The following is an 18,080-nucleotide window of genomic DNA, read 5'->3' on the forward strand; positions in this document are numbered from 1 at the left end:
CCCGGAACTCGAAGCGTTCTGGCGTGCGCGCAAGATCCTAGGTCTTGCGCGCACGCCAGAACGCTGTAACCGACGGGATTCGCTCCGCGAAAGGGCGATAACCGATAATCGTTCGAAGCGCCTCGAATAATTGGCTGATACTCCAAAAAACACTTGCGTATGTGTTGTGTGTTTTAAGTATGTACGGCGATTCGAACCCTACCGGCGCTTTCGGGAGCGTTCACGCGGTGCTTATAGCCGTTCTCGCGCTGGCGATCGGTGGGACGTTCGGATTGTCCCTTCTCGGACTGTCGGGCGGGTCGATCGGAGCCGCCTTTATTATTATTTTCGCCAGTTTGCTGGCTCTTGCGTGGCCCCTGTTTCGGAGGGCCCAGCCGCGCCACGACCGGAATCGGGAGTAACGCCTCGAGGGCGATCGCCGTCCTCGAGCGGTCGTGATCGACGACGACCGACCCCGACGACCGACCCCGAATACCGACCCCTGCTCCCATTTGCTGCTACAGAAACTCGAGGGCGAGGTACGCCAGCCCGCTCGCGTAGATCGGGATCGTGAGGTTGTCGTCGACGATGAAGTCGCCGATCCGTACCTTGACGCCGTCGGCGATCGTCGCCCCCAGCGCGGCCGCGAGCACGGCCAGGGGTGCCTCGTAGAGGAAGGGGGCGGCGAGGACGGCGCTGACGACGAACATCGTAATCAGGACTCTCGGCCCCTTGACGGTCTTGAGGGTGTCGTCCGAGACCGCGCCGCTGATCGGGTCCCCGATCGCCAGCATCAGCATGGCGGGAAGGGCGATCGCGGGCTGGAAGAGGAGTACTGCGATCGTCATACTGACCATGTAGTAGCCGTAGCCGGCGAACTGATCCTGTTCGTACTCGCGGGTGAGCTTGTCGTAGATCGTCCAGTCGAGTCCGACGCGCAGCCGGAGGAACTCGAGGCCGATGACCCCGAGCGCGAGGAACACCATCAGTGCGCGAAACCGATCCCAGGTGAGTCCGAGCTCGAGGGAGGTAGCGAGGAGGTACAGCGCGACCAGCCCCGCCCCGCTCGAGTGGACGAGACGGCGCTTCAGTTCGTCGGCCATCACCGCAATCCTCGAAAGACGGTACCTTCAGTCCGTCGGTTACGTCCCCGTCCGAGCTATCGGGACCCGAATCCGGATTCCCGAGCGCCGCTCGGGCTCACTCGTCCGGGGATTCGACGGCGACGGTACCGCGACTCGAGACGGTCACCTGGCAGCCCTCGTACGAAAAGGTTACCTCGACGGGCGTGTCCCGGTTCGACGCCACGAGGTCGACGAGCGCCTCGGGATCGACGGTCGCAAACAGCGGCGACAGGTCCTCGGTCTTGCGGTTCGTAACGGCCGCGACGGTCTCGACGATCGCCACGACGGCGGTGGTGTAATCGGTGCCGAAACGGGCGTACGACGCGTCGGCGGTTGGGTCGTATCCCACGACGTCCTCGCCGAGCCCTGCGGCGGACATCGCATCGGATTCGGTCGTATTATCGTTCACGGCTCCTCCCTATGACTGACGTCGTGGTAAGGGGGGACGCTGACCAGTCAGCGTGCTTCCGCACCCGACTTTTCGAAGAGGTGACGGAACACCGTCCGCTGTGCTTTGCGAAGGTGCTGGTTGAACGTCTGTCGCGTCACGCCGAACCGATCCGCCAGTTCGTCGCCGGTACTCGTTCTCGGCGTGTCGAAGTAGCCGCCGAAGTACGCGGCGTCGAGCACGGCGAGCTGGCGCTCGGTGAGCGCGTCGGCGACGACGTCGTACAGCAGGTGCGGCGAGTAGACGAGATCTTCCGACACCAGTTCGACGTCCGGGTGAAACTCCCGAATCCCGTCGGCTGCCAGCCGGGGATCGACGTCGCCCGGCAGCTCTCCGAGGAACCGCACCTCGTCCGGAGTGATGACGATCGTTCGCGCGCGACCGCCGAGGGAGGGAAAGACCTGTGCGACCGTCGTCGACTCGGCCTGGGCTTCGACGCGGTTGTGGCCACCGATCGAACTGAGCAGCCGAACGTCGATGTAGTGGGGTACTTCTCCGACAGCGGTGACGAAGTCGCTCGCGGGGAGATCCGACGTTCCCATGTACTGGACGGTCGTCCCGTCGGGCAGCGGGACGACCGAATCGATCTCGATCCGCGTCTCGCCGCCCTCGACCCGAAGCGACGGCGGGACCGCCGACTCGCTGGCACGAAACTCGAGGCGGCGGACGTGGTCGCTGGTTAGTCGCTTCTCGCGTCGCTTCAGCTGCGTCACGTCCTCGAACGCGACGACGACGTACTCGACGTCCCCCTCTTCGTTCGGAACGGGCGCCGTGTTGCTCGAGAGCCACCGCTCGGAGCCGTCGGACAGCTCGATCCAGTGTTCGAACCCGAACTCCGGTTCGCCGGTCTCGAAGACGCGGGCCACGGGATTTTCCTCGTCCGGAACGGGCCGCCCGTCGTCGTAGTAGATGTTCCACTCGCCCGAGTCGTACGTCCGGTCGGTAATCTCCTCCCGCGAGAGATCGAGCGTCGCCGCCGCCCGCTCGTTCGCGAAAACCATCGTGCCCGTCGAATCGACGACGATGGTGCCGACCGGATTCATGTCGAACACCCGACGGGCGAGATCCTCCGGTGGCGTACACGCCCGTTCGTCTCCCCACTCCTCGGTCGATTCCTCCTCGGAACGGCCGTCCGTCGATCGGTCGCTCACGGACCCACCCCCGGTCGGCGACGTCGACGCTCCACGGTAGGGGAATCGAACGGCGACGGGATGACTCGAGACGGAACCATGCCACCGGTACGGTCCCAGCGAATATGTGTGTTCCACAGGTTCCCGCCGTGACGGAACCGCCGACCGATCCTCCTCTGCTCCGTCGCGGTGCTACCGCTCGAGCCCGTTCGACCGACGGAGCTCGTCGGGGAAGATGCTCTCCGGCAGGTACGCCGAGACGACCCAGTTCGGGGCGTTGACCGCCTCGTTCACCTTCAGGTCGACGGCGGCCGAACACAGCATGTAGGCCTCCGCTCGATCGAGTCCGCGTTCGGCCTCCATGTGGTCGATCAGCTGCCGGATCGCGACTCCGGACGCCTCGCGCAGATCGTCGGCGACGCCCGTCGTCCCGTACATCGGCTCGTCCCGACCGGTCGGCGTGAACGGCCCCGTCGTCTCGAACTGGGGCTGTTCGATCGACGGCTCCGAACGGAGGCCGAACCGACACGTCACGGTCATCGGCGCCTCGATCCCGGTGCCACAGACCTCGCCGTCGCCCTGTGCGGCGTGGCAGTCGCCGATCGAGAACAGCGCGTCCTCGACGGCGACCGGGAGGCACAGCCTCGAGCCCGCCGTGAGGTGTTTGATATCGAGGTTCCCGCCGACCGACCGCGGCGGGAACGTGCTGTGTGCCCCGTCCTCGGCGGGTGCGACGCCGATCACGCCGGGGAACGGCTCGATCGGGACCTCGATCCCGTCGACGAACCGGGCGACGCCGTCCTCGAGCTCCCAGACGTACAGATCCGGCTCCGGAAACTCGTCGGCGAGGAGTCCGAGCTCCATCGTTCCGGGCAGGATCAGCGTCTGTCCCCACCCCTTGTGCTCGAGGGCGAGCAGCTCGACCTCGAGGACGTCGCCCGGCCGAGCCCCCTCGATCGCGACCGGTCCCGTCAGCGGGTGGATGTGCTCGACGTCGATCGCCACGATGTCCTCGGCCGTCGAGCCCGGCCCGAGCTGTCCGTTCGTCGCATCCCGACAGTCGAACCGGACGACGTCGCCCGGCTCGATCGTCAGCGCCGGCTCGAGGGCGTTATCCCAGCTGCTGTGAACGGCGTCGTCCGCGCTCACCCGATGATCCACCGAGTACGTCTCGCCTGACATTCGAATACTGTACGAGCGGGAGCAGAATAAGAATACTGCGACAATCGCTGTACCGGTGGCCACCCCTCCGGTCGCTCCTAGAGAGAGGGCGACGCTACAGCGACTCGAACTCGCGGTCGCCGTTCCGGATCGCCGCCAGCGTCTCGGCGAGGTCGTCGACGGCCAGTCGCTTCTGTTCGGTTGTATCTCGCTCGCGAACCGTCACGGTCGTCTCTTCGGCTTCGACGGTTTCGTAGTCCACGGTCACACAGAACGGCGTACCGACCTCGTCTTGGCGCCGATAGCGCCGGCCGATGTTCCCGGAGTCGTCGTAGGTGACCGACAGCCCCGCCTCGCGGAGGTCGGCGACGACGTCGTCGGCGACGGCCTCGAGGTCGTCGTCGCTCTGTAAGGGGAAGACGCCGACGAAAGTGGGCGCGACCTCGGGGTCGAGCTCGAGGTAGGTGCGCTCCTCGCCGTCGACCTCGTCCTCGCTGTAGGCGTGGTGAAGGACGGTGTAGACGACCCGATCGACGCCGAAGGAGGGCTCGATGACGTGGGGCGTGACGTGCTCGCCGGCGATCGTCTCCTCGTCGACCGAGAACCCGGTCTTCTCGACGGGAATATCGTGCGTTTCGCCCTCGAGGTCGATTTCGACGGTTTCACCGTCGAAAGCGGCTCGGTCGCGCTCCGCGAGAGCCTCGAGCTCGGCGACGACGTCCCCCGCCGCGCCGCCGAACTCCGGCCCCAGGTAGCTCATGTCGGGATCGACGGTCGCCCGCTCGACGGTCTTGGGCTCGTCGTACTGCTTGAAGACGGTAAAGCGGTCCTCGGAGTACTCCTCGTGTTTCGAGAGGTCGTAGTCGGTCCGGTTGGCGAAGCCGGCCATCTCGATCCAGTTACCGTCAATTTCGCTCTCGGCGTCCCAACAATCGGCGGCGTAGTGGGCCCGCTCGCCCGAGAGGTGCTGGCGGAACCGGAACCGGTCGGTGTCGACGCCGACGGCCTCGTACCACGGCTTGGCGACGCCGAGGAAGTACGCGACCCACTCGTCGGCGATGATACCCTCCTCGACCGCGTCGCCGATCGTCGTCTCGAGCTCTTCGCCGTCCTCGTCGTTCTGTTCGTCGACGGGGTAGAGGCGCACCTCGACGTCCGCGACGCGCTCGAGGGGCGGTTCGTCCTCCTCTGGGTCGACGAAGTACTCGAGTTCGGCCTGGGTGAACTCCCGTGTCCGAATAATGGATCGACGCGGGCTGATCTCGTTGCGGTAGGCGCGTCCGATCTGGGTGACGCCGAAGGGAAGCTGGTTGCGTGCGTACTCCTTCAGGCGCGGGAACTCGACGAAGATCCCCTGTGCGGTCTCGGGGCGCAGGTAGCCCGGCTGGGAGTCGCCGGGACCGATGTTCGTCGCGAACATCAGGTTGAACGTCTCGACGGCCTGGCCCGCCAGTCCCGCGCCACAGGAGGGACAGACGAGCTCGTACTCGGCGATGACCTCCTCGACCTCCGGAATGGGGAGGCTCTCGGCGTCCTCGTACTTGGTGTTGTCCTCGACGACGTGGTCCGCGCGGTGACTCTCGCCGCAGTCCGGACACTCGATCAGCATGTCGTCGAACCCCTCGAGGTGACCTGAGGCCTCGAAGACCGGCTCGGGCATGATCGTCGGAGCGTCGATCTCCATGTTGCCCTCCGCGACGGCGAAGCGGTCGCGCCAGGCGTCCTCGACGTTGCCCTTCAGGGATGCACCCTGCGGACCGAACGTGTAGAAGCCGCCGACGCCGCCGTAGGCGCCCGAGGACTGGAAGAAGTACCCCCGCCGTTTGGCGAGTTCGACCAGCTTCTCGCTCGTGGGCTGGTCCGTCGAGCTGGAGCCGTTCGCCTCACTCATACAGAGCCTCCAGGAGGTCAACGTCTCGCACGACGCCGACGAGCTGTTCGCCCGTGACCATCGGGAGCTGTTCGATATCGTTGCTGATCATCCGCTGGGCGGCCTCCTGGATCGACGTCTGTGCCGAGACCGTCACCACGTCTTCGCTCATGAACTTCCGAACGGCGCCGTTCGGGATCTCGATGTCCCGCGTCGGCAGGTAGCGACTCCCGATGCCCTTGATTCCCTCCCAGGACCACTGGGCGTCCTGATCCGGGAAGTTGTCACCGGTCTCCTCCTCGCCCTCGACGATGCGGGCGACGTCGATGATGTCGACCTCGGTGAGGACGCCGCTCATTTCGCCGTCGTCGTCCAGCGCGACGGTGTAGGGAACGTTCGCGTAGTACAGCTCGCGCTCGGCGACCGGCAGCGGCGCGCCCTCGTAGGTCGTGTTGACGTTCCCGCTCGAGTGGCCCTCGACGGTGTCGTCGGTCTCCTGGTCGCCCGTCGCGATCGCGTGGACGACGTCCGTCACCGTGACGATCCCCTCGAACGCCCCGTCGACCACCGGAATCCGTCGCTCGCCCTCGTCGAACATTAGTCGGGCGGCCTCCTCGAGGGAGGTGTCGGCCGTCGTCGACGGGACGTCGTCCATCAGCATGACGAGCTGGTCCTCGTCGGGCTGTTCGATCAGGACGTCCCGCGAGACCAGCCCGCGGTACTCCACCTCGCCCCCTTCCTCCGCGACGACCGGAACTGACGAGAACGACTGTTCCTGCAGGTACTCGAGGACGTCCTCGCGAGTGCCTGGTAACTCGACGGTCACCACGTCTTCTCGAGGCGTCATCGCGTCGGCTACGTTCATTATGATACCCGGTACGGCGAAAATGAGTATAAACCCAGTGTTTCACCTGCGGACGGGTGCGCCCGCCCTCCTGTTGACGGCGAACGGACCGTTCCGACGCGTTTATATGTGGGAGGCATTCACATTCATGTATGATGTCATCCGATCTCACCCTCGCCGGTGACGAGACGGTCGTCGGCGCGGTCGATCCGACGGAGTCCGGCGACCGCTACGTTGTCGCGGATATCTCGGTGGACGACGCGTGGCTCTCGATGCGGGCCGACGACGCGCCGACGCTGCCGTCGATGCGGTGAACCGGCCGCCCGAATCCGGTGAGTAGCGGCTCCGTCTCCCCACAGTACTTGCACCTCAGGCGCTTCCCTTTCGATAGATGGTTGGACCGACCCCTCGGACCGGCCGGAGCGAGCGATCCGGCGCCGACGACGACTCCAGGTACACGACCGCGACCTTCCTCGCCGCGCTGGTTCCGACGGCGCTGGCGCGACGGCTGCTTCGGGTCTCCGTCGAGACCGATCGACAGGTCTACGACCGCGACGACCCCGTCGAGATCACCGTCGAGTTCAAGAACCCCCTGCCGGTGCCGATCGATATCCCGACCCCCGAACAGCGCCGCTGGGGGTGGACGATCGACGGACTCCTCGAGGCCAGCGACGAGAGTCGCTACACCCGCAGTCGACCGAGTTCGTTCTCGTTCGGCGGCGGCGAGCGAAAGCGAACGTCGTTCGTCTGGAACGGCCGGTTCGAACGCCACCGCGGGGACTACCGCGAGTCGGTCGTTCCCAATCCCGACGAGTACGAGATCAGGGTCTTCGTGGCGACCCACGAGGGGAGCTTCCGACCGAGCGACAGTACGACCGTCACGATCCGTTGAGAAAACCCGTTGCGCCGACTGAACGCCGATTCGGTTCGAGTACGACCGCCGACTATCCGGTGAGAATCCCGCCGGCCGGAGCCTGCGTCTCGGGCCGACCGTCGTCGCTCGTCTGAACGCCGGTGAACTCCGGCGAGTTGTCGATCGCTCGTCGCACCTTCGCACCGAACGTGGCGGTCGTCGTCAGGATGGACATAATCTTACTCATTCACGAGTTAATAGTGGCGCCGGCCGCTTAAGACTTTATACCACCAAAGATAGTGCTGTATGATAGTTCCCACGGGATACGTCTCACCCTATCAAACGGCGTCGAGCGGAGCGATCGAACCCAACGAGCCCACGGCTCACGGATCGGAGCACGCCTCGGAGAAGGTCGTCGGAGATCAGCGGTGGAGGTGACAGGCCGCGAAGTGAGTATCGGAACCGTACTCCGGCTGGATCTCGTAGGCCGGTCGTTCGGTCGCACAGATGCTCTCGCGGGCGAACGACTCGAGCAGGAGCTCGCGGGCCTCCTCCCAGTCGTCGTGGTCGTCGTCGCTCTCCTCGCTCCCGTCGCCGGGATCGGTCGCGACGAGATCGATCGCCTCCGCGACGATCTCGCCGGCCTCGCCGTGGGGGAGGTCCCCGCCGAAGAACTCCTGGCGGAACTCGCCTGCGGGCATCGGCTCGAACGTCCGGCGCTTGACCGCACGCATGAACGTTCGCGTGTGGGCCCACTCCTCGTCGGTCCACTCGTACCCCTCGGGGGCGATCAGGCGCGGACACCGGGTTCGGAACCGACAGCCCGACGGCGGATCGATCGGACTCGGCACCTCGCCCTCGAGAACGCCCCGGGCGTCTCGCTCCCGCGGATCGGGGACGGGAATCGAGTCGAGCAGCGCTCGCGTGTAGGGGTGCTGGGGGTTCTCGAACAGCTCCTCCTTGTCCGCGAGCTCGACGATGTTACCGAGGTACATCACGGCGACGCGATCGGAGATGTGGCGGATCACCGAGAGGTCGTGAGCGATGAAGAGGTAGGTCAGGCCGAACTCCTCCTGGAGCTCCTCCATCGTGTTCAACACCTGGGCCTGGATCGAGACGTCCAGCGCCGAGACGGGCTCGTCGCAGACGATGAACTCCGGATCGACCGACAGCGCCCGCGCGAGGTTGACCCGCTGGCGCTGGCCGCCGGAGAAGGCGTGGGGGTGGCGGTTGTAGTGATGGGGGTCGAGTCCGACCTTCTCGAGCAGCATCTTCGCGCGCTGCTCGCGGCCCTCGTCGTCCAACATGCCGTGGGCACGCATCGGCTCCTCGACGATCTGGCCGATCTTCATCCGGGGGTCGAGCGACGCCTGAGGGTCCTGGAAGATCATCTGGATCTCGGACCGTTTCTGCCGGAGCTCCTCGCCGCTCATCTCCGCCAGATCCTGCCCCTTGAAGTCGATCGTCCCCTCGGTCGGCTCGAGCAGGCGCAGCAGGGTTCGTCCGAGCGTACTCTTCCCGCAGCCCGACTCGCCGACGAGCCCGAGGGTCTCACCGCGGCGGATCTCGAAGTCCACGTCGTCGACCGCCTTGACCCGCTGCTGGCCGACGTCGATCGGTGGGAACTGGCTCGAGTCGAACGAGAGCCCGCTCAGGAGCCCCGACTCCTGGTTGAAGTACTTCTTCAGGTTCCGGACCCGGACCAGCGGCTCGCCGCGGCCGACGTCGTCGGTCGTCCCGGAGTCAGCCGGGCTACTCACCGTCCTCACCTCCCGGCGTGCCCGCGGTCAGCCGTGGCTCCGCCTCGAGCGGCGGGCTCTCGTCGTAGCCGACGTCGAAGGCGTCGTGTTTGACACAGGCCGCGTTGTGCGGGTAGCCGTCGGCCCGCGCGACCTCCTTCGGATCGGGGTGGACGCGCTGACAGACCTCCCTGGCGTCGGGACAGCGCGGGTGGAACCGACAGCCAGACGGCGGCGAGATCGCTTCGGGCATCACGCCCTCGATTGGCTCGAGCTCGCCGACGGTTCGGTCGGGCCGGGGCATCGAGTTCAGCAGCGCCTGCGTGTAGGGGTGTTTGGTGTCGTGGAACAGCTCGTCGACGGGCGCCTGTTCGATGATCTCGCCGAGGTACATGACGTTGACCCGGTCGCAGATCTCGGCGACGACGCCCATGTCGTGGGTGACCCAGATGAAGCTCGTGCCGTACTTCTCCTGGAGGTCGTCGACCAGATCGATGATCTGGCCCTCGACGGTGACGTCGAGCGCCGTCGTCGGCTCGTCGGCGATGATCAGGCTCGGCTCGCAGGCCAGCGCCATGGCGATCAGCACCCGCTGGCGCATCCCGCCCGAGAACTGGTGGGGGTACTCCTCGTAGCGCTCCTCGGGGTCGGGGATGCCGACCTCACGGAGCATCCGAATCGCCTCCTCTCTGGCCTCCGTCCCGGAGAGGTCGCGGTTGAGCTCGATGAACTCCCGGAGCTGTCCCCCGACGGTGAAGACGGGGTTGAGCGACTCCATCGGATCCTGGAAGATGACCGCGATCTCGTTGCCCCGGATCCGGTCCCGGACCGCCTCGTTCGAGAGCATGTCCTCGCGCTCCCGGAGTTCGCCGTCGGGCCCCTCCTCGAGGCCGAAGATCGTCTCCCCTCTGTAGGTGATCTCGCCGCCGACGATCTCGCCGGGGTGTTCGACGAGCCGCAGCAGGCTCATCGAGGCGACGCTCTTGCCGGCCCCCGACTCGCCGACGAGGCCGACGATTTCGCCCTCGTGGACCTCGAACGAGATCCCGTCGACTGCGCGTACTGTACCGGCGTCCGTGAAGAACTGCGTCTTGAGATTCTCGACGCGAAGTAGTGGTTCGGAGCTCATGTTAGTTCTTGAGTCGTGGGTCCAGCGCGTCCTGCAGGCCGTCGCCGAAGAGGTTGAACCCCATGATAGTGATCAGAATGGCGATACCGGGCCAGACCGAGAGCCAGACGTTCGAGTGCATGTAGCCGTGCGAGACGTTCAGCATCTCGCCCCAGTCCGGCGTCGGCGGCTGTGCACCGTAGCCGAGGAACGAGAGCCCGGCGACGATGAGGATCGTGACGCCAATCTGTAGCGTCGCGTAGACGAGCACGGGTGCGAAGCTGTTCGGGATCACGTGCCGGAGGATGATGTTTCGGTTCTTGACACCCGAGGCTCTGGCGGCCTCGATGTAGTCCATTTCGCGGATCGAGAGCACCTCGCTGCGGATGATCCGAGCGAACACCGGGATGAAGGTGATTCCGACTCCCAGAATCGCGTAGGTGATGTCCGGACTGCCGCCGCTGACGAACACGGTGAAGACGATGATGAGGATCAGCGGCGGGATGGCGTACACCGTCTCGACGGCCCGCATAAGGATGTCGTCGACCTTGCCGCCGTAGAACCCCGCGACGGACCCGATGACCGTTCCGCCGACGAAGCCGATGAGCGTCGAGACGATGCCGACGCTCACCGAGACCTGGGCGCCGTAGACGATCCGCGTGAAGTAGTCGCGGCCGTCGGCGTCGGTGCCGAGCGGGTGGGCCATCGAGCCGTCCGCGTGGAACGCCGGCGGCACGTGGGTTTCACCCTCTCCCGGCGGTGGGATGCGCTCGGGGTGATCAAATATCGGTATCGCCTCGGCGAACGTAAAGTCCGAAATCATCCCGAACGTCAGTCGCGAAAGATTGCTGTCGATCAACGTGTACAGCGAAACGAACAGGACGAACGCAACGACGTACAGCCCCCAGCGAGCGGTCGTGTCGTTCGTAACTTTCGCAAGCGTGTACCGCCAGCCGAACTTCGCTTCGACTTCCTTCGATGGTTCCGATTCCCCGCCGCCTTGAGATTCGCCTATCGCCATGTTATTCCTCCTCCCCGTAGGTGACGCGGGGATCGATGTAGGCGTAGGAAATGTCCGTGATGATGACGCCGATAACGAACATTGTCCCGATCACGATCGTAATCCCCATGATTAGCTGGTAGTCGAGCGTCTGGATCGCCTCGATGAACAGCCGCCCCATCCCGTTGATATTAAAGACGTACTCGATGAGGACCGCTCCGCCGAGGGCCGTCGAGAGGTTCAGTCCGATGATCGTGATGATCGGCAACTGGGCGTTCTGGAACGCGTGCTTCCGGAGGATCGTCCGCTCCGGAACGCCGTAGGCTCGCGCGAGTTTGACGTACTCGCCTTGCAATGATTCGATCATCTGGGTACGCTCGACGCGCATCAGCGTCGCCATCTGGAGCGTTCCGAGCGCGATCATCGGGAGCAACAGGTGCAACGCCGTCTGGTAGAGCAACTCGGGCCACGTGTCGATCCAGTCGTACCCCTCGGGGCCCCACCACGGGTAGACGAGTCCGGTCGAGGGGAACCAACCGAGCTGGACGGCAAAGAGCAGGATCAGCATGATTCCGATCCAGAACGACGGGGTGCTCACTCCCAGCAGCGCAACGATCCGGGAGACGTGGTCGGTCGGCTCGTTTCGTTTCGTCGCCGCGAGGATCCCCATCGGAATCGCGGTGACGATCGCGAACGCGTACGCCGAGAGGACGAGCAGCAACGTCGGTCCGAGCCGGCTCAGCATGAGGTCCGTCACCGGTTCGTTGTAATGAATACTGTGTCCGAAATCGCCCTGTACGAGACCGCTCATGTACGTCAGATACCGCTCGTGAAGCGGCTGATCGAGCCCATATCGCTGTTCGATAGTTTGGATGAGTTCCTCGTCGACCTCCTGGCCCTGCAGCATCATCCGAACCGGGTCACCCGGCGCCAGATTCGCGAGGAGAAACGTAATGATCGTGATACCGATCAGTACGGGAACCGCTTGAACGAGCCGGTACAGCGTGTAACGAAGTAGTCCCATCTGGGTATCGTGTTATCAGTAGTTGTCGGAAAGGGGTATGTAGATGTTTTCGTTTCCGTCCCTGTTCGGTAGGCTAATTGATCAGTCGTCGATCCATACGTTACCTCCCTCGGAGACAAGATTAGGATTATACTGCATCTGTGGGTGAACGTGCATGTCTCTCACCTGCTCGCCGGTCGCCATCGAGTTGTGCTCCGTGTAGGCCGGAAGCGCCGGCAATTCCTCGAGAATCTCCTCGATGATCTCGATGTAGAGCTCCTCTCGCTCGTCGTGATCGGCCGACTGACGCGCGGCGATGATGTTGTCGTGGAAGTCGTCGCTGCCGTCGTAGTGGTGGCCCTGGTTGAGCGTCTCCTGGCTCTCGTGGAAGTTGGAGTAGAGGTACTGGTCGGGGTCGGGGCCGCCGGTCCAGCCGGAGATGTACAGCTCGTAGTCGTCTGGGTCGCCGTCGCTGTAGACGGTCTGATCGAGCATCGTCCCGAACTCCATCGTCTGGACGCTCATGTCGTAGCCGATATCGTCCAGTCTGGTGGCCACGCGCTCGGCGAGGTTCGCCCGCTCGTCGTCGGGGGCGACGAACGTCGGGTTCCAGTCGTCGGGAGCGTACTCGTCGAGCAGCGCCTCCGCCTCCTCGGGATCGTACTGCGGGTAGAGCTCCTCCTCCCACTCGTCGATCGGGAAGTCCCACTGTTCGTTGGTGATGCGTGACGTCGGCGTCACCAGCGGAATCGCGGCGTTGTTCATGTACGTCTCGACGTAGTCTTGCATCGAGAACGAGTGGGCGATCGCGCGACGGACGTTCGGGTCGGCCGTACCCGCCCCCTCGTTGGTGTTGAAGAAGATGTACGCGACCGAGGGGCTCTCGGCGACGTGGAGGTTGATATCGTCCTCTTCGTCGAGGTCGTCCCAGTCGTCGTTCGGGATGTCTCCGATCGCGTCGGTGTCGTGGGAGAGCATCTCGCTAACCCGACTCGCGTCGTCGACGTTGTCCTCGAACCGGATCGACCCGATGTACGGCTCCGGTTCGTCCCAGTAGTCGTCGAACCGCTCGAGTTCGACAAACTCGCCGAACTCGAACTCGCTCCACTGGAACGGTCCGGAGCCGATCGGATTCTGGTTGAACTCCTCGCGGTCGTCGGTCCGTGCACCCTCCGGAACGATGTCTACTGCGTGATTAAACATCTCCCAGGGGCCGTACGGTTCCTCGAGGTCGACCTGTAGCTGGTACTCGTCGACGACCTCGATCTCCTCGACCATGTCGAACTCCGACATGTTCGGGGTTTCCTCCTCGACCGGTGCCTCCATGGAGTGAGCGACGTCCTCGGCGGTGAGCTCTTCGCCGTTGTGGAACTCGATCCCGTCGTGGATCTCGTAGAGGTACCGCGTGTCGTCCCGTTCGACCTCGGGAAAGTCGACGGCGACCTTCGGCTCGAGTTCGTAGTCGTAGTTGAACTCGTAGAGCCCGTCAAACACCTGCGTGATGATCTGGTAGCTGTAGGCGTCGTTCGAGACGACGGGGTCGAAGTCCTCGTCGCGCTCGAGTTCCTGCGTGTAGACCATCGTGCTATCCCGAACGTCGTCGGGATCGTCTGGCTCGTCGCGCTCGTAGTCGTACTCTTCTGGATCCAGGATCTCCTCCTCTTCCTCTTCGTCACCGTTCCCACCAATGCACCCTGCAATGGCCGCGGCGGAAACCGCGGTACCCGAGGCGAGGACGTGCCGTCGGGTCCATACCTTCTGGTTGTTTGCCATTCTCACAGTAATGGCCGTGGCAGCAAACTATATATGTTTTGGTTTATCGTGGAGAACCGGCGTCACGATAGCCATTTTCATCCAATAGCCGCCGTTTGTGGACGTTCGATACGTTATTTCAGGGCATGCACCTTATAATTTCACCATAGATGTGTCAGTAGCACACGGGTCTGGCCCCGAGAGGGACGGCTCCGCGCGGCCCGCGCCGGGGACCGGTGCGCTTTTTCTTCCGGCCGTCACAGTAGTGTCGTATGAACTATCGAGCCGTCGAGCACGGAACGGAGTACGTCGCCGCCCTCGGGTGCGAGTACGACGAGACGACCGATCTCGACCGCTGGCTCTGAGATGCGCGAGGAAGACGAACGCTACTTCCGCCGGCTCGAGGCCCAGCTCGATACCGCGTTCGACGTCGCCGAACGGGCCAAAGAGCGAGGCGGGGATCCCGAACCCGAAGTCGAGATCCCCGTCGCCAAGGACATGGCCGACCGCGTCGAGAACATCCTCGGGATCGACGACGTCGCCGAGCGCGTCCGCGAACTCGAGGGCGAGATGAGCCGCGAGGAGGCCGCCCTGGCGCTCGCCGAGGACTTCGCGGAGGGGCGAGTCGGCGATTACGAGACGAAAGCGGGCAAGGTCGAGGGGGCGGTCCGAACGGCGGTCGCCCTGCTCACCGAGGGCGTCGTCGCCGCCCCTATCGAGGGGATCGACAGGGTCGAACTGCTCGAGAACGACGACGGCACCGAGTTCGTCAACGTCTACTACGCGGGGCCGATCCGCTCGGCGGGCGGAACCGCACAGGCCCTCTCGGTGCTCGTGGCGGACTACACGCGCGCGCTCGTCGGGATCGAACAGTACAACGCGAGATCGGAAGAGGTCGAACGCTACGCCGAGGAGATCGGCCTCTACGACAAGGAGACGGGACTACAGTACACCCCGAAGGACAAGGAGACGAAGTTCATCGCCAAACACCTCCCGATCATGCTCGACGGGGAGGCCACGGGCGACGAGGAGGTCTCCGGATTCCGGGATCTGGAGCGCGTCGACACCAACAACGCCCGCGGCGGGATGTGTCTCGTCCTGGCCGAGGGGATCGCGCTGAAGGCCCCGAAGATCCAGCGCTACACCTCCGCGCTCGACGAGATCGACTGGCCCTGGCTACAGGACCTCATCGACGGCAACTACGCCGACGAGGCGGCCGACGCGTCGGAGGACGAAGATGGTGAGGCAGCCGAGGCGTCCGACGACGGCGGCGGTGGCGAGAACGAGACGGAGCCCGCCGAACCCGAGGGCCCCGTCCGGGCGAAGCCCTCCCAGAAGTTCCTCCGGGATCTGATCGCCGGCCGCCCCGTCTTCTCGCATCCAAGCGCCGCGGGCGGTTTCCGGCTCCGGTACGGCCGCGCGCGCAACCACGGCTTCGCGACCGGCGGGGTCCACCCCGCGACGATGCACCTCCTCGACGATTTCCTCGCGACCGGGACCCAGATCAAGACCGAGCGGCCGGGCAAGGCCCACGGGATCGTCCCCGTCGACACGATCGACGGTCCGACGGTCAAACTGGCCAACGGCGACGTCCGTCGGATCGACGACCCCCAGGAGGCCCTCGAGATCAGAAACGGCGTCGAGCGGATCCTCGACGCCGGCGAGTACCTGGTCAACTACGGCGAGTTCGTCGAGAACAACCACCCCCTCTCGCCTGCCTCGTACGTCTTCGAGTGGTGGGTCCAGGACCTCGAGGCCGCGGGTGCGGACGTCCAGGCCCTCGAGGACGACCCTCGAATCGACCTCGAGAACCCCGACGCCGATCGGGCCCTCGAGTGGGCCACGACCTACGACGCCCCGCTTCACCCGCAGTACACCTACCTCTGGCACGACGTCTCCGTCGAGGAATTCTGTACCCTCGCCGACGCAGTCGCGAACGGTCGGGTCGAGCGCGCCGACGGCGGCGACGGAACGCTCGTCCTCGCGTACGACGAAACAGTTCGCGAGGCCCTCGAGGCGATCATCGTCGAGCACCGCCAGCGTCCCGACGACGGCCGGATCGAGATCGACGACTGGAAACCGTTCGCTCACACTGTGGGCTGTGAGCCCAGGGAAACGGTCGCCGACGGCGCGGCGGCCGACCCCGACGCTCGAGACCGACGGCCGACCGTCGAACTCGAGCGCACCTGGAGCGACGGCGACCTCTCCGAGCGCGCCCGAACGTGGGGCCACGAGACGGAAGGCGACAACGCCGTCGAGGCGGTCAACGAGGTTGCGCCCTTCGAGGTGCGAGAGCGCGCCCCGACCCGGGTCGGCAACCGGATGGGGCGCCCGGAAAAGTCGGAGCGCCGGGACCTGAGTCCGCCGGTCCACACGCTGTTCCCGATCGGCGAGGCGGGGGGCCCACAGCGCAACGTCGCGGACGCGGCCAAACACGCCGAGACGATGTCGGATACCCCCGGCGTCGTCGAACTCGAGATCGGCCGCCACCGCTGTGAGAACTGCGGGACGGAGACGTTCAAGAACCGGTGTCCGGACTGCAACGAACGGACGACGCCCGACTACCGCTGTCCCGACTGCGACACGCAGATCGAACCCGACGAAGCCGGCCGCGTCGAGTGTGGCCACTGCGAGGTCGAAGCCACCTGCGTCGAGCGCCGGGAGGTCGACCTCAACGAGGAGTACCGGAGCGCGCTCGAGTCGGTCGGCGAGCGCGAGAACGCCTTCGAGATCCTCAAGGGCGTGAAGGGACTGACCTCGACGACGAAAATTCCCGAACCGATCGAAAAAGGTGTGCTCCGGGCGAAACACGACGTCTCGTCGTTCAAGGACGGCACCGTCCGCTACGACATGACCGACCTCCCCGTTACGTCGGTTCGGGCCAGCGAACTCGATATCGACGTCGGTCAGCTGCAGGCGCTCGGCTACGAGGAAGACATCCACGGCGACCCGCTCGTCCACGAGGACCAGCTCGTCGAACTCAAAGTCCAGGACGTCGTCCTCTCGGACGGCGCCGCCGAGCACATGATCCAGACCGCGGACTTCATCGACGACCTGCTCGAGCAGTACTACGGGCTCGAGCGGTTCTACGAGCTCGAGGATCGCCAGGACCTCGTCGGCGAGCTGGTGTTCGGGATGGCTCCGCACACGAGCGCCGCAACTGTCGGAAGAGTGATAGGATTCACGAGCGCGGCGGTCGGATACGCGCATCCGTACTTTCACGCCGCCAAGCGCCGCAACTGCGACGGAGACGAGGATTGCGTAATGCTCCTCATGGACGGGTTATTGAACTTTAGTGAAAGATTCTTGCCAAATCAGCGCGGGGGAAAGATGGACGCACCTCTGGTCATGTCCTCGAGGATCGATCCCTCCGAGATCGACGACGAGGCCCATAACATGGACATCGCCTCGCAGTACCCCCGCGAGTTCTACGAGGCGACCCTCGAGCAGGCCGACCCCGGCGAGGTCGACATTCGGATCGGCGAGGACACCCTCGGTACCGACCTCGAGTACACCGGGTTCGAACACACTCACGACGTCACCGACATCGCGATGGGACCGGACCTGTCGGCGTACAAGACGCTCGGGTCGATGATGGAGAAGATGGACGCCCAGCTCGAGCTCTCCCGGAAGCTCCGGGCCGTCGACGAGACCGACGTCGCCGAGCGGGTGATCGAGTACCACTTCCTGCCGGATCTGATCGGGAACCTGCGGGCCTTCTCACGCCAGGAGACCCGCTGTCTCGACTGCGGCGAGAAGTTCCGTCGGATGCCCCTGACCGGGGACTGCCGGGAGTGTGGCGGCCGCGTCAACCTCACCGTCCACCAGGGCTCGGTCAACAAGTACATGCAGACCGCGATCCAGGTCGCCGACGAGTACGACTGCCGGGACTACACGAAACAGCGCCTCGAGGTGCTCGAGAAGTCCCTCGAGAGTATCTTCGAGAACGACAAGAACAAGCAATCGGGAATAGAGGACTTCATGTGATCTCGCGTCATCGTTCGCCCGCCGATCTCCGTCCGGACGCACCTTATATTTACCATTGGTCAGAAGGCAGAAATAAAATAAC

The 18,080-nt window shown here is 64.8% G+C and carries 15 protein-coding genes; 3 read left to right on the top strand and 12 right to left on the bottom strand.

What is annotated here, in order from left to right; genetic code table 11:
• Window positions 1–497: 497 nt before the first annotated feature.
• The 6 genes from ACFEMD_RS09905 to ACFEMD_RS09930 all read right to left on the bottom strand — a co-directional run bounded on the left by ACFEMD_RS09905 (window position 498) and on the right by ACFEMD_RS09930 (window position 6,577).
• Window positions 498–1,082, bottom strand: coding sequence for a dolichol kinase (locus tag ACFEMD_RS09905; RefSeq protein ID WP_394740846.1), 585 nt, complete (start codon window positions 1,080–1,082; stop codon window positions 498–500).
• A gap of 97 nt (window positions 1,083–1,179) precedes the next feature.
• Window positions 1,180–1,512: a HalOD1 output domain-containing protein gene (locus ACFEMD_RS09910; protein ID WP_394740847.1), complete on the bottom strand. Its 333-nt coding sequence runs from the start codon at window positions 1,510–1,512 to the stop codon at window positions 1,180–1,182.
• Window positions 1,513–1,559: 47 nt separating this feature from the next.
• Window positions 1,560–2,702 carry a bacterio-opsin activator domain-containing protein gene (locus ACFEMD_RS09915; protein ID WP_394740848.1) on the bottom strand — a complete coding sequence of 381 codons (1,143 nt, stop codon included), beginning with the start codon at window positions 2,700–2,702 and terminating at the stop codon, window positions 1,560–1,562.
• Between the two features lie 171 nt (window positions 2,703–2,873).
• A complete protein-coding gene (locus ACFEMD_RS09920; RefSeq protein ID WP_394740849.1) occupies window positions 2,874–3,863 on the bottom strand; it encodes an acetamidase/formamidase family protein in 990 nt (329 codons plus the stop codon).
• Window positions 3,864–3,957: 94 nt separating this feature from the next.
• Window positions 3,958–5,733 carry a glycine--tRNA ligase gene (gene glyS, locus ACFEMD_RS09925; protein WP_394740850.1) on the bottom strand — a complete coding sequence of 592 codons (1,776 nt, stop codon included), beginning with the start codon at window positions 5,731–5,733 and terminating at the stop codon, window positions 3,958–3,960.
• Window positions 5,726–6,577 (bottom strand): CBS domain-containing protein, encoded by an 852-nt coding sequence (locus tag ACFEMD_RS09930; protein WP_394740851.1) that lies wholly within the window; start codon window positions 6,575–6,577, stop codon window positions 5,726–5,728. The genes glyS and ACFEMD_RS09930 overlap by 8 nt, the downstream gene beginning before the upstream one ends.
• 131 nt (window positions 6,578–6,708) lie before the next feature.
• Here ACFEMD_RS09930 and ACFEMD_RS09935 point away from each other — a divergent pair, with 131 nt between their 5' ends.
• On the top strand, window positions 6,709–6,870 hold the full coding sequence (locus ACFEMD_RS09935) for a DUF7556 family protein (RefSeq protein WP_394740852.1): 162 nt from the start codon (window positions 6,709–6,711) through the stop codon (window positions 6,868–6,870).
• A 77-nt stretch (window positions 6,871–6,947) separates the two neighbouring features.
• On the top strand, window positions 6,948–7,448 hold the full coding sequence (locus ACFEMD_RS09940; protein ID WP_394740853.1) for a hypothetical protein: 501 nt from the start codon (window positions 6,948–6,950) through the stop codon (window positions 7,446–7,448).
• Window positions 7,449–7,500: 52 nt separating this feature from the next.
• Here ACFEMD_RS09940 and ACFEMD_RS09945 read toward each other — a convergent pair whose 3' ends face one another.
• The 6 genes from ACFEMD_RS09945 to ACFEMD_RS09970 form a co-directional block, all read right to left on the bottom strand.
• Window positions 7,501–7,656 (bottom strand): hypothetical protein, encoded by a 156-nt coding sequence (locus tag ACFEMD_RS09945; RefSeq protein ID WP_394740854.1) that lies wholly within the window; start codon window positions 7,654–7,656, stop codon window positions 7,501–7,503.
• 175 nt (window positions 7,657–7,831) lie between these two features.
• Entirely contained in the window at window positions 7,832–9,169 is a 1,338-nt protein-coding gene (locus tag ACFEMD_RS09950) for an ABC transporter ATP-binding protein (RefSeq protein ID WP_394740855.1), read from the bottom strand.
• Window positions 9,162–10,277, bottom strand: coding sequence for an ABC transporter ATP-binding protein (locus tag ACFEMD_RS09955; protein WP_394740856.1), 1,116 nt, complete (start codon window positions 10,275–10,277; stop codon window positions 9,162–9,164). The genes ACFEMD_RS09950 and ACFEMD_RS09955 overlap by 8 nt, the downstream gene beginning before the upstream one ends.
• Before the next feature lies 1 nt (window position 10,278).
• A complete protein-coding gene (locus ACFEMD_RS09960) occupies window positions 10,279–11,277 on the bottom strand; it encodes an ABC transporter permease (protein ID WP_394740857.1) in 999 nt (332 codons plus the stop codon).
• 1 nt (window position 11,278) lies between these two features.
• Complete coding sequence (locus ACFEMD_RS09965; protein ID WP_394740858.1) at window positions 11,279–12,280, bottom strand: ABC transporter permease; 1,002 nt, start codon at window positions 12,278–12,280, stop codon at window positions 11,279–11,281.
• 81 nt (window positions 12,281–12,361) lie between these two features.
• Window positions 12,362–14,032: an ABC transporter substrate-binding protein gene (locus ACFEMD_RS09970; protein ID WP_394740859.1), complete on the bottom strand. Its 1,671-nt coding sequence runs from the start codon at window positions 14,030–14,032 to the stop codon at window positions 12,362–12,364.
• Between the two features lie 345 nt (window positions 14,033–14,377).
• On the opposite strand from ACFEMD_RS09970, the gene ACFEMD_RS09975 reads away from it, so the two are divergent.
• Window positions 14,378–17,998 (top strand): DNA polymerase II large subunit, encoded by a 3,621-nt coding sequence (locus ACFEMD_RS09975; protein ID WP_394740860.1) that lies wholly within the window; start codon window positions 14,378–14,380, stop codon window positions 17,996–17,998.
• Window positions 17,999–18,080 lie beyond the last annotated feature (82 nt).

Origin of the sequence: Natronococcus roseus (genome assembly GCF_043677095.1) — an archaeon.
Taxonomy (GTDB): Archaea; Halobacteriota; Halobacteria; order Halobacteriales; family Natrialbaceae; genus Natronococcus; species Natronococcus roseus.

Bases quoted from the DNA above. Each gene is read 5' to 3' on its own strand.
- ACFEMD_RS09960 (WP_394740857.1), bottom strand. From the start codon at position 11,277: ATGGCGATAGGCGAATCTCAAGGCGGCGGGGAATCGGAACCATCGAAG.
- ACFEMD_RS09970 (WP_394740859.1), bottom strand. From the start codon at position 14,032: ATGGCAAACAACCAGAAGGTATGGACCCGACGGCACGTCCTCGCCTCG.
- ACFEMD_RS09935 (WP_394740852.1), top strand. From the start codon at position 6,709: ATGATGTCATCCGATCTCACCCTCGCCGGTGACGAGACGGTCGTCGGC.
- ACFEMD_RS09965 (WP_394740858.1), bottom strand. From the start codon at position 12,280: ATGGGACTACTTCGTTACACGCTGTACCGGCTCGTTCAAGCGGTTCCC.
- glyS (WP_394740850.1), bottom strand. From the start codon at position 5,733: ATGAGTGAGGCGAACGGCTCCAGCTCGACGGACCAGCCCACGAGCGAG.
- ACFEMD_RS09975 (WP_394740860.1), top strand. From the start codon at position 14,378: ATGCGCGAGGAAGACGAACGCTACTTCCGCCGGCTCGAGGCCCAGCTC.
- ACFEMD_RS09930 (WP_394740851.1), bottom strand. From the start codon at position 6,577: ATGAACGTAGCCGACGCGATGACGCCTCGAGAAGACGTGGTGACCGTC.
- ACFEMD_RS09905 (WP_394740846.1), bottom strand. From the start codon at position 1,082: ATGGCCGACGAACTGAAGCGCCGTCTCGTCCACTCGAGCGGGGCGGGG.
- ACFEMD_RS09945 (WP_394740854.1), bottom strand. From the start codon at position 7,656: ATGAGTAAGATTATGTCCATCCTGACGACGACCGCCACGTTCGGTGCG.
- ACFEMD_RS09955 (WP_394740856.1), bottom strand. From the start codon at position 10,277: ATGAGCTCCGAACCACTACTTCGCGTCGAGAATCTCAAGACGCAGTTC.
- ACFEMD_RS09940 (WP_394740853.1), top strand. From the start codon at position 6,948: ATGGTTGGACCGACCCCTCGGACCGGCCGGAGCGAGCGATCCGGCGCC.
- ACFEMD_RS09920 (WP_394740849.1), bottom strand. From the start codon at position 3,863: ATGTCAGGCGAGACGTACTCGGTGGATCATCGGGTGAGCGCGGACGAC.